The 10,910-nt window shown below is 63.4% G+C and carries 10 protein-coding genes; 5 read left to right on the top strand and 5 right to left on the bottom strand.

Annotated features, from left to right (window positions below; all coding sequences use genetic code 11):
- The 5 genes from glp to EOB36_RS31030 all read right to left on the bottom strand — a co-directional run.
- A partial coding sequence (glp, locus tag EOB36_RS31050; protein ID WP_164897667.1) for a gephyrin-like molybdotransferase Glp occupies positions 1 to 997 on the bottom strand: 997 nt, incomplete at its 3' end.
- Entirely contained in the window at positions 997 to 1,494 is a 498-nt protein-coding gene (gene moaC, locus EOB36_RS31045; RefSeq protein ID WP_127203845.1) for a cyclic pyranopterin monophosphate synthase MoaC, read from the bottom strand. The genes moaC and glp, both read right to left, overlap by 1 nt.
- Positions 1,495 to 1,560: 66 nt before the next feature.
- On the bottom strand, positions 1,561 to 2,412 hold the full coding sequence (trpC, locus tag EOB36_RS31040; RefSeq protein ID WP_128286371.1) for an indole-3-glycerol phosphate synthase TrpC: 852 nt from the start codon (positions 2,410 to 2,412) through the stop codon (positions 1,561 to 1,563).
- 4 nt (positions 2,413 to 2,416) lie between these two features.
- Positions 2,417 to 3,427: an anthranilate phosphoribosyltransferase gene (trpD, locus tag EOB36_RS31035; RefSeq protein ID WP_128286370.1), complete on the bottom strand. Its 1,011-nt coding sequence runs from the start codon at positions 3,425 to 3,427 to the stop codon at positions 2,417 to 2,419.
- Positions 3,424 to 5,316 (bottom strand): SurA N-terminal domain-containing protein, encoded by a 1,893-nt coding sequence (locus EOB36_RS31030; protein ID WP_095485235.1) that lies wholly within the window; start codon positions 5,314 to 5,316, stop codon positions 3,424 to 3,426. Before EOB36_RS31030 ends, trpD begins: the two co-directional genes overlap by 4 nt.
- Before the next feature lie 144 nt (positions 5,317 to 5,460).
- Between EOB36_RS31030 and tpiA the strand changes: the two genes are divergently transcribed.
- From tpiA to EOB36_RS31005, 5 genes are all read left to right on the top strand, one after another.
- Positions 5,461 to 6,228 (top strand): triose-phosphate isomerase, encoded by a 768-nt coding sequence (gene tpiA / locus EOB36_RS31025; RefSeq protein ID WP_095485234.1) that lies wholly within the window; start codon positions 5,461 to 5,463, stop codon positions 6,226 to 6,228.
- Positions 6,229 to 6,515: 287 nt separating this feature from the next.
- Positions 6,516 to 6,995 (top strand): preprotein translocase subunit SecG, encoded by a 480-nt coding sequence (secG, locus tag EOB36_RS31020; protein WP_095485233.1) that lies wholly within the window; start codon positions 6,516 to 6,518, stop codon positions 6,993 to 6,995.
- A 212-nt stretch (positions 6,996 to 7,207) separates the two neighbouring features.
- Complete coding sequence (locus EOB36_RS31015; protein ID WP_128286369.1) at positions 7,208 to 8,338, top strand: L,D-transpeptidase; 1,131 nt, start codon at positions 7,208 to 7,210, stop codon at positions 8,336 to 8,338.
- Positions 8,339 to 8,475: 137 nt separating this feature from the next.
- The gene (locus tag EOB36_RS31010; RefSeq protein WP_095485232.1) at positions 8,476 to 10,113 is read left to right on the top strand and encodes a CTP synthase; all 1,638 of its coding nucleotides are present in this window, start codon (positions 8,476 to 8,478) and stop codon (positions 10,111 to 10,113) included.
- Positions 10,114 to 10,131: 18 nt separating this feature from the next.
- Positions 10,132 to 10,671 carry a DUF1697 domain-containing protein gene (locus EOB36_RS31005; RefSeq protein ID WP_126106493.1) on the top strand — a complete coding sequence of 180 codons (540 nt, stop codon included), beginning with the start codon at positions 10,132 to 10,134 and terminating at the stop codon, positions 10,669 to 10,671.
- Positions 10,672 to 10,910: the final 239 nt, after the last annotated feature.

Here is a 10,910-nt window from a genome sequence, read left to right as displayed (position 1 = left end):
CGAGCCCCGCCTGACGCATGTTCTGCCGGTAGGGGTGTGCGCCAAGGCGCGCAAGCAGCGGGTTCAGGAAGAGCTGCGTGCAGACCAGGCTCGCCACCGGATTGCCGGGCAGGCCGATGCAGCGGATGTCGCCCAGCCGGCCGAACATCAGCGGCTTGCCGGGCCGCATGGCGATCTTCCAGAAATCGAGCGTCATGCCTTCGCCGGTCAGCACGTCGTGGACGAGGTCGTGGTCGCCGACCGAGGCGCCGCCCAGCGTGACGATGACGTCAGCCCCTGCGTTAACCGCCTTTTTCACCAGCGCGGCAATCGCCTCTTTGCGGTCGGGGGCGATGCCGAGGTCGAGCGCGCTGGCGCCGACCGAGCGGGCCGCGGCAGCGACGCCATAGGCGTTGGACGAGATTATCTGGTCCGGGCCAAGGTCGCTGCCTGGCGGCAGCAATTCGTCGCCGGTGGCGATGATGGCGACCAGCGGCCGTTTCACCACGCTGACCTGCGGATGGTTGGCCGACGCCGCCAGCGACAACGCCGCCGGATCAAGCAGGCGGCCTTTCTCCAGCAGAACGTCGCCCTTCGAGAAATCGAGCCCGAGGCGGCGGATGTTGCGGCCTTCAACCGTCGACGCGGTCACTTCGATGCTGCCGCCGCCGAGGTCGCGGACATTCTCCTGGATGACGATGGTGTCAGCGCCTGCGGGAAGCGGCGCGCCGGTGAAGATGCGCACGGCCTGCGCCGGGCCGACTGTTCCGGCAAAGCCGCGTCCGGCCGGCGCCATGCCGATCACCGCAAGTGTTGCCGGCGCGGAGGCGACATCCTCGGCCCGCACGGCATAGCCGTCCATGGCGGACGCGTTGAAGGGCGGCTGGGTGCGGAGCGCCGTGAGCGGGTCCGCCAGTATCCGGTCGGCGGCGTCCATCAGGGTGAGGCTTTCAGCTTGCAAGGGCGCAGCATCTTCAAGCAGGCGCTCGAGCGCGTCGGCAACCGGAAGCAGCGCCATTATTGGCCTGCCCCTTGGGCGCCTACTTTGTAGACGCCGGATTTGCCGCCGGTCTTTTCCACCAGCCTGATGCCGGAGATCACCATGGCGCGGTCGACCGCCTTAGCCATGTCGTAGATGGTCAGGCAAGCGACCGAGACGGCGGTCAGCGCCTCCATCTCGACGCCGGTCTTGCCGGTGACGCGGGCCAGCGCCGTGACCTTCAGGCCAGGCAGCGTCGCGTCCGGTTCGATGTCGACGGATATCTTGGTCAACAGCAGCGGGTGACAGAGCGGGATCAGCTCATGCGTCCTCTTGGCCGCCATGATGCCGGCGATGCGCGCCGTGCCCAGCACGTCGCCTTTCTTGGCATCGCCGTCGAGGATCATCTTCAGCGTTTCTGGCCGCATCGAGACAAGACCTTCGGCGATCGCCGTGCGGGTCGTTTCCGCCTTGTCGCCGACATCGACCATATTGGCTTCGCCTTTCGCGCCAAGATGGGTGAGGGCAGCCGTCATCGTCAGACGGCCTTAGAACGACGTGCGTCCGTTTGGACGCACATAGCATGCTCTAACACTTTGGATTTATGCATCGTGCTCTCCGAAAATCGATTCCGATTTTCGGGCCGATGCATGAGCCGGCGCCTTGCCCGTCAAAAGCAGGTGCGTTGCGGCGGCCACGTCCTGTTGCCGCATCAGGCTCTCGCCGACGAGGAAGGTGCCGATGTCGCTTTTTTCCAGCCTGCGGCAATCTTCGTGCGAGAAAATACCGCTCTCGCTGACCAGCAGGCGGTCGGCCGGCACCATCGTCGCGAGCCGCTCCGAAGTATCGAGACTGGTTTCGAACGTCCGGAGGTTGCGGTTGTTGATGCCGATCAGCCGTGACGACAGTTTCAGCGCGCGTTCCGTCTCGGCTTCGTCATGCACCTCGACCAGCGCGTCCATGCCGAGCTCGAAAGCCGTCATTTCGAGCTCCCTGGCCACGGCGTCATCGACGCTCGCCATGATGATCAGGATGGCGTCAGCGCCCCACGCACGGGCTTCGAACACCTGATAAGGCTCGAACAGAAAATCCTTGCGCAAGGCGGGCAATGTCACGGCACTGCGCGCATCGGTGAGGAATTCAGGCGCGCCCTGGAAGGACGGCGCGTCGGTCAGCACCGAGAGGCAGGCGGCGCCACCTTTCGCATAGGCCCTGGCCAGTGCCGGCGGATCGAAATCGGCTCGGATCAGGCCCTTGGAAGGGCTCGCCTTCTTGATCTCGGCGATCAGCGCGGAGCTGCCGGATTTGCGCCTGGCTTCAAGGGCCGAGAGAAAGCCGCGCGGCGCATCGGTGTCCTTCGCCCGCGCCTTGATCTCGGCAAGCGGCACGCGCGCCTTCGCCGCCGCGATCTCGTCGCGCTTGTAGGCTTCGATCTTGCGCAGGATATCAGACACGGCTCTATCCGTTCGAAATCTCGACCAGCCGGTCGAGCACTTGCAGTGCCCGGCCGCTGTCGATGGCTTGCGCCGCCGTCGCCATGCCGTCGGCAAGCATCGTCGCCTTGCCAGCCACCACCAGTCCGGCGCCGGCGTTCATCAGCACCGTATCACGAAAGGCGCCGGCGGCGCCGCCCAGCATGTCGCGTAGCGCCTGGGCGTTATAGGCGGCGTCGCCGCCGCGCAACTCGTCCTTGGTGTGCCGCTTCAGCCCGACTGCTTCCGGGGTTAGCGTAAAGCTGCGGATCTCACCGCCGACCAGCTCGGCCACTTGGGTTTCGCCAGTGGTGGTGATTTCGTCATAGCCGTCGCCATGGGCGACCCAGGCGTGTTCGGCGCCCAATGCCTTCAGCGTCTCGGCCACCGGCATGATCCATTCCGGCAAGAAGACGCCAACCATCTGCCTGCTGACACCAGCCGGATTGGAGAGCGGGCCAAGCAGGTTGAAGATGGTGCGGGTGCCGAGCTCGACGCGGGTCGGGCCGACATGCTTCATCGCCGGATGATGCGCCGGCGCGAACATGAAGCCGACGCCTGCATCGTGGATGCAGCGGCTGATCGTTTCCGGCGGGATATCGATCTTGACGCCGAGCGCGGTCAGCACGTCGGCGGCGCCGGTCTGCGAGGACAGTCCGCGATTGCCGTGCTTAGCCACCGGCACGCCGCAAGCGGCGACGACGAAGGCGGAAGCGGTCGAGATGTTGACGCTGTGCGAATTGTCGCCGCCGGTGCCGACGATGTCGATGGCGTCAGCGGGCGCATCGACACGCAGCATCTTGGCGCGCATCGTGGCGACGGCGCCGGAAATCTCGCTCACCGTCTCGCCGCGCACCCGCAGCGCCATCAGGAAGCCGCCGATCTGGCCGGGCGTAGCGTCGCCCGACATGATGATGTCGAAGGCCTCGCGCGCCTCCTCGAAGGAAAGGGCGGAGCCTGCGGCGACCTTTGCGATATGGGTCTTGAGCGCGCTCATCTGGTCAGGGCTTGGGCAACAGCTGTCTGATCGATACGAACGTCGTATTGCGTCTGCAACTGCGCCACCAACTGGTCGAGCAGGTCGTCGGACATGCCGGATGTGAAGGATTTCTGCGCGTCGTCCGGCACCGAGCTGGCGTCGGCTCCGGCAGGCTCGAAGACTTCGGCAATCTTGAACAGGATCTGTCCGTCGCCGGTGGGCGAGGGGATCAACCCGGTCCCGCCTTCGCCTTCGCCGAACATCGCTGCCGCCCCTTCCTTGCCGAAATCGACGTCGTCCGCCTCGCGCTTGACGCCGCGCTTGGTCTGCTTCTCGAGCTTGAGCTCGCTTGCGATTACATCGAGCGTGGTGCCGGCCTTGAGACGCTTTTCGAGTTCAACCGCTTTTGCGGTGAGCCGCTTGGTCGTTTCCGCCGCCGTCCAGTCGGCCACTACCTTCTGGTGGACTTCATCCAGCGTGCGGTCGCGGGCCGGCGTGATCGAATCCACCTCGTAGAACACGAAGCCGTTGCCGGCGGTGGTGAGGTCGGGATTCTCGGTGCCGGGTTCGGCGTCGAACACCGCCTTGATGAGATCCGGCGATTCCGGCAGGTCGTTGACGATGGTGCCGTCCGGCCTCTGGCCGGTGCGATCGATCGCATCGATAGTGACGACCTTCAGCTTCAGTTTTTCGGCAGCTTGCGTAAGCGTGCTGCCCGAAGCGCGCATGTCTTCGTAGTTGTCATGCACGTCCAGCAGAATGCGGCTTGCCTCGCTCAACGCCAGATCCTTGCGGATCTCGGCGGACACTTCGGCCAGCGGCTTCACCACTTCGGGCTTGATGTCGGTGACGCGCAGCAGCACCGCACCAAAGGCGCCCTGAACGACCGGGCTGATCTCGTTGGCGTTGAGCGCGAAGGCGGCGTCGGCCACCGCCTTGTCGGCAATCTTGTCCTTGGGCAGCGTGCCAAGCAGCGTGTCGGCTTGCGTCTTGCCTTCGGCGGCAACGATCTTGTCGAAGGTCGCGCCGGTCTTGAGTGAATCGAGCGCGGCCTTGGCGGCATCAGGCGTCTTGAACACGAGCTGTTCGATGGTGCGCGTTTCCGGCGTGGTGTAGCGCCCCTTGTTCTTGTTGTAGTCGTCGCTGACCTGTTGGTCGGTCACGGCACTCAGATCCATAATGTCTTGCGGCTCGAGCCTGACATAGGAGAATTTGCGGTATTCAGGCGCCGCATAGGTCTTCTTGTTTTCCTCGAAATAGGTCGAAAGCACGCTGTCGGACGGCGCTTCAATCGGCTCGACCAGCGATTTCGGTAAAGTCAGGTAGTCGATGGTGCGGTCTTCGCCACGATAGAGCGCGACCGCCTTCAAGAAGGTATCCGGGGTCTTGAGACCGTCCGAAACCGCCTCGACGATCTGCTGGCGCACAGCCACCTGGGCGCGATTCCTGAGATAGTCTTCAGGCCGCATGCCGACCTGTTGCAGTATGTATTCGAAAGTCCTTCTGTCGAAGGTGCCGCCGGGGCCCTTGAAGGCCGGGTCCTCATGCGTGAGTTGGGCCAGGCGGTCCTTGGACAGCCCAAGCCCGAGCTTGCGGGCCTGCTCATCGAGCACTGCACCCGACACGAGTTGCGCCAGCACCTGGTTGTCCAGGCCGAGCGCCGTCGCCTGCTCGCGGCTGATGCGCTGGCCGAATTGCTGCGACATCACGCTGATCTGGCGATCATAGGCGAGACGATACTCGTTGATCGATACTTTGGTGCCTCCGGCCGTGATAACCGCGTCGTGGCCTGCAAAACCACCCAGAAGCTGTCCCGAAATGCCCCAGACGGCGAAGCTCAACACCAACAATATCAGCAGCGCCTTCGCCACCCAGGTCCCCGCCGCGCTTCTCAAGATACCAAGCATGTCACTTCCGATTTTTTGCGCATTTTCGCATGCGCCGAGTCTGAAACAAGCGCAATAGCGTCCTTCCGGCCCACTGTCGATTGCTTTGTGGGCTGAGTTTGGTAGTGAGGACGCAGCCGAATGTTGCCCGGAGAAACAAATCCCATGACGCCAGGAATCCGCCCGCTGGTCGCAGGCAACTGGAAAATGAACGGCACCAGCGCCTCGCTCAATGAACTCAGGATGATCGGCAACGGCTTCATGAGTGGGCTCGATGCGGAGACCGAAGCGCTGGTCTGCGTTCCGGCGACGCTGCTTGCGCACGCCGCAGAGATTTTGTCGCGCACGCCGGTCCGGGCCGGCGGCGAGGATTGCCACACCAAGGAGAGCGGCGCCCATACCGGCTGCATTTCGGCCGAGATGCTGAAAGATGCGGGCGCCAGCCACGTCATCGTCGGTCATTCCGAACGCCGCGCCGATAACAACGAGGACGACGCGATCGTTCAGGCCAAGGCGTCCGCTGCGTGGCGGGCCGGGCTGGTGGCCATCATCTGCATCGGCGAGACGAGAGCCGAACGCGAAGCTGGCGCTACACTCGACGTGCTGTCGCGCCAGATCGCCGGCTCGGTGCCGCCCAACGCCACGGCGTCGAATACCGTCATCGCCTACGAGCCGGTATGGGCGATCGGCACGGGGCTGACGCCGACCGCCGCCGACGTTACGGAGGCGCATGCGCATATTCGCGAAAAACTGTCGGAAAAGCTTGGCAGTGCAGCGGCGAAGATGCGTATCCTCTATGGCGGCTCGGTCAAGCCGTCGAACGCCGTCGAACTGCTTGGCGTGAAAAATGTCGACGGCGCGCTGGTCGGCGGCGCCAGTCTGAAGGCGGCGGACTTTCTCGGCATCGCCGAAGCCTATCGAAATATCTCGTAGCAGCCAGATCCTGGTCGGGCACCTCGGATAGGCCATGCCGCAGCGGAAATCGTTTCTGAAGGCGGCGGACTTTCTCGGCATCGCCGAAGCCTATCGAAATATCTCGTAGCAGCCAGATCCTGTCGGGCACCTCGGATAGGCCATGCCGCAGCGGAAATCGTTGCAAAGGGCGCATTGCTTCCCATATTCCGGCCACGGGCTTGGAAATGCCGTCAAAGCATTGTATTGAGCCGCCTCCAAATCACCGGTCGTATCCACGGCCGCGCAAGGCTTTGCCAGGATAAACTATGGAAACCGTACTAATCGTCGTCCACCTCATGGTCGTGCTCGCTCTTGTCGGTGTGGTGCTGCTGCAGCGCTCCGAAGGCGGCGGCCTCGGCATCGGCGGCGGATCGGGCTTCATGACCGCGCGCGGCGCCGCCAACGCGCTGACGCGGGCGACGGCGATCCTGGCCGCGGCTTTCTTCGCCACCTCGCTGACGCTGTCGATCATCGCCCGTTACGGCGAGAAGCCGATCGATATTCTCGATCGCGTGCCGGCGGCGAACGGCGCGGGTGGTGGCGTGCTCAACCAGTTGCCTGGCACCACGGCGCCGACGCCGCCTTCCGGCAACACGGCACCTTCCGGCAACACGGCACCAACGCCACCTTCCGGCAATGATGCCGCAGCTCCGGCTCCCGCTGCGCCGCCTGCAGCGGGTTCGACCACACCGCCGGCCACAAACGGCGTCACCCTGCCAGTAACGCCGCAGGTCCCAAACCAGTAATCGGCAGGCGTCCGGCGCCGCGATCTGTTGTTGTTTGAACACAGTCGCGGCAAATGCCGCACGATCACGACGATTCGACCGGGCACGGCACGACAGGGCGCTTGAGGCGTCTCCGCTTAATCGATTATAGATTGCGCGCGGCACTTTCGGGGTCCTTGGGGGACGCCGGGCGACGCCGTGGGCAACAAGCATTGAACGATCGGATCTTCGCCATGCAGCTTCGCAGCTTCATTTTAGCCGGCCTTTGTGCCGTGCTCAGCCTTGGTGCGCCCGCTTACGCGGCTATGCCGGCGGGCAATTCGGCCTCTAAAGCCGCAGTGACAACTGACGTCGTCAACGTCGCCGCCAAAAGCGACTCGGCGCAACTAAGACTCCTCAAGAAGAAGAAAAAACCGACCTCGGACGATCTTGCCCAGATCAGCAAGCTCGAAGCCAAGATCGCGGCCGACAAGGAGGCCGCTCGAGCCAAGGCGGTCGAAGCCAGGAAGCTGGCGATGCGCGAGGCGGCCAAAGCCAAGGCCGACGCGGAACGGCAGGCGTTTCTTGCCAAGAAGGGCCTTGCCAAGAAAGATAAACCTGCCCAGCTGGCCGACGCCAAGCCGGCTAAGAAGAAGACCGTCAAGATCATCGAACCGGTTCAACCCATCGCGCCGATCCAGTCGGCCGAACCAGTTTCCGCCGAGGCCATGAACGTCGCGCTGGTCCGCAACAACGGCGAATTGCGCAGCGAGCCAGTCGGACAGAAGCCGCAGAACGTCGGGCTCTTTGCCGGTCTGTTCGGCGGCACCGCCTCGTCCTCTTCGATGTCGCTGCTCCCCGAGACGCGCGCTCTTGATGCCGCACTCGCCAGGAAGGAAGCCAAGAAACAGTTCATGGTAAAGTCGGAGTTCGTGCCGCAGAGCGTGGAGTTCACCGGCTACAATCCCGGCACCATCGTCATCGATACGAGCGCGCGCCGCCTCTATCTCGTCGAGTCCTCGTCGACGGCCCGCCGCTACGCCATCGCCGTCGGCCGTGACGGCCTGCAGTTCAAGGGCACGGTCGCGGTCGGCGATAAGCAGGAATGGCCGCGCTGGATCCCGACGCTCGACATGCAGAAGCGCGAACCGAAGAATTATGGCCGGTACAAGGACGGCATGCCCGGCGGCGGCGACAATCCGCTCGGCGCGCGCGCCATCTATCTCTACGAAGGCAAGAAGGACACGCATCTGCGCATTCACGGCACCATCGCGCCGCAGTCGATCGGAACGAGCGCCTCCAATGGCTGCTTCCGCATGATCAACGAGCACGTCATGGACCTTTATCGCAGGGTGAAAGTCGGCACCAAGGTCGTCATCATCTGACGTATTAACCCATACTGCCGAAAGGGCCGGCCTCGCCGGCCCTTTTGTTTTGCTCATCCATCACCACAGCGCCTTCTTGGGAAAAAGCCTTCGCGGCGGTTTTTTCTCTGGCGGAATCAATTCGGCCGCGTTAAGCGATGACTCCCATGGCGCGATATGTATTCATCACAGGCGGCGTGGTCTCCTCACTCGGAAAAGGCATCGCCGCAGCGGCCCTTGGGGCCCTCTTGCAGGCGCGAGGCTATCGCGCGCGCATAAAGAAGCTCGATCCCTATCTCAACGTCGATCCAGGCACGATGTCGCCATACCAGCATGGCGAAGTCTTCGTGACCGATGACGGCGCCGAGACCGATCTCGATCTTGGCCATTATGAGCGCTTCACCGGTCGCTCGGCCAACCAGCAGGACAACATCACCACCGGCCGCATCTACAAGAACATCATCGAGCGGGAGCGGCGCGGCGACTATCTCGGCGCCACGGTGCAGGTCATTCCGCACGTTACCGACGAGATCAAGAATTTCGTCCTCAACGGCAATGACGATTACGACTTCGTCCTGTGCGAGATCGGCGGCACTGTCGGCGACATCGAGGCGATGCCGTTCCTGGAGGCGATCCGCCAGCTCGGCAACGACCTGCCGCGCAACAACGCCGTCTATGTGCATCTGACGCTTATGCCCTACATCCCGACGGCGGGCGAATTGAAGACCAAGCCGACCCAGCATTCGGTCAAGGAATTGCGCGGCATCGGCATCGCGCCCGACATCCTGCTGGTCCGCGCCGACCGTCCCATCCCTAGGGAAGAGCGCCGTAAACTGTCGCTGTTCTGCAACGTGCGCGAAAGTGCGGTCATCCAGGCACTCGACGTGCCGCACATCTACGACGTGCCGATGGCCTATCACAATGAAGGGTTGGATTCGGAAGTGCTGGCCGCTTTCGGCATAGATCCGGCGCCGAAGCCGCGTATGGAGCCCTGGCAAGCGGTGTCCAAGCGCATCCACAATCCGGAAGGCGAGGTGACCATCGCCGTCGTCGGCAAATACACCGGTCTCAAGGACGCTTACAAATCGCTGATCGAGGCGCTGTCGCATGGCGGTCTTGCCAACCGCGTCAAGGTCAAGCTCGACTGGATCGAGAGCGAAATATTCGAGAAGGAAGATCCTGCGCCGTGGCTGGAGAAGGTCCATGGCATTCTGGTCCCCGGCGGCTTTGGCGAGCGCGGCGCGGAAGGCAAGATCTTGGCGGCGAAGTTCGCCCGCGAGCGAAAAGTGCCGTATTTCGGCATCTGCTTCGGCATGCAGATGGCCTGCATCGAGGCAGCGCGTTCGCTGGCCGGCGTCGAGCATGCCTCGTCGACCGAATTCGGCCCGACCGAGGAACCGGTCGTCGGCCTGATGACCGAATGGCTGAAAGGCAACATGCTGGAGAAGCGCAGGGAAACCGGCGACCTCGGCGGCACCATGCGGCTCGGCGCCTATCAGGCGGACCTCGCCAAGGGCTCGAAAATCGCCGACATCTATGGTGACACGCAGATTTCCGAGCGTCACCGCCACCGCTATGAGGTCAATGTCGACTACAAGGAGCGGCTCGAGGATTGCGGCCTGGTCTTTGCCGGCATGTCGCCGGACGGCGTCCTGCCGGAGACGGTCGAATATCCAGACCATCCCTGGTTCATCGGCGTGCAGTACCACCCCGAACTAAAAAGCCGGCCACTCGACCCGCATCCACTGTTTGCCAGCTTCATCGAAGCGGCAGTGGAACAGTCGCGATTGGTCTAGGCCTGCCGCCCGGCTGCCGTGCAAACCTATGTCGCTCTGCTTTACAGCATCGTCCTGGGCGAGGGACGCCGGGTCGTCATGTCCGATCTCAGGGCTATGGCGCAAGGCCTGGGGCTGAGCAACCCGCGCACGCTGGTGGCGACCGGCAATCTGGTCTTCGAGGCGCAAGAAACGGAAATTGCAGTGCTGGAAGGGCGGCTCGAAGCAGCGTTCGAGGCAACCTTCGGCCGCCATGTCGATATCATCGTGCGCTGCGCAAATGACTGGTTGATGCTTGCGGCCGGCAATCCGTTTCCCGCCGAATCGGCTGCCGCCGCGGACCAGGTGGCGGTGCGCGTAATGCGCAAGCCCGTTCCGGCGGAAGCCGTCGCGGCGCTGGACGCCTATGTCGGCAAGGATGAAAAGATGCGGGCGGTCAGCGGCGACATCTGGGTCGTCTTTTCCCGCGAAACGCCAAGTTCTCGATTGCTTGCGGCGACAAGCCATAAACGTCTCGGTGTCGGCACGTCGCGCAACTGGAACACAGTCCGCAAATTGGCGGAGATGGTTGGCGGATAGGCGCTTTCCCTTCTCCCCTTGTGAGGGCTTTGCACGGGGAGCGAAGTGGAGTTCGGTGGTCAGTGGGGGCCTTTTTGAAGGCCGGCAGAGCGGTTTTCCGCGGCCCTTGCGGGGCCTTTGTCGGTTTAGGCAGCCATCCTGCCGGATTGTGGACGCACTCCTCCCTCATGTCCGCCTCTCATCGGGTGGATAGAGGACGCCAATCATGGTGCGCAGATTGTAAGCGCAGGCGGCCAGTA

The sequence above is a fragment of the Mesorhizobium sp. M6A.T.Cr.TU.017.01.1.1 genome, from assembly GCF_004023115.1.
In the GTDB taxonomy this organism is placed as follows: Bacteria; Pseudomonadota; Alphaproteobacteria; order Rhizobiales; family Rhizobiaceae; genus Mesorhizobium; species Mesorhizobium mediterraneum.
Note: the sequence above shows the minus strand (reverse complement) of the source record. Positions and strands in the feature narration are given on the sequence as shown.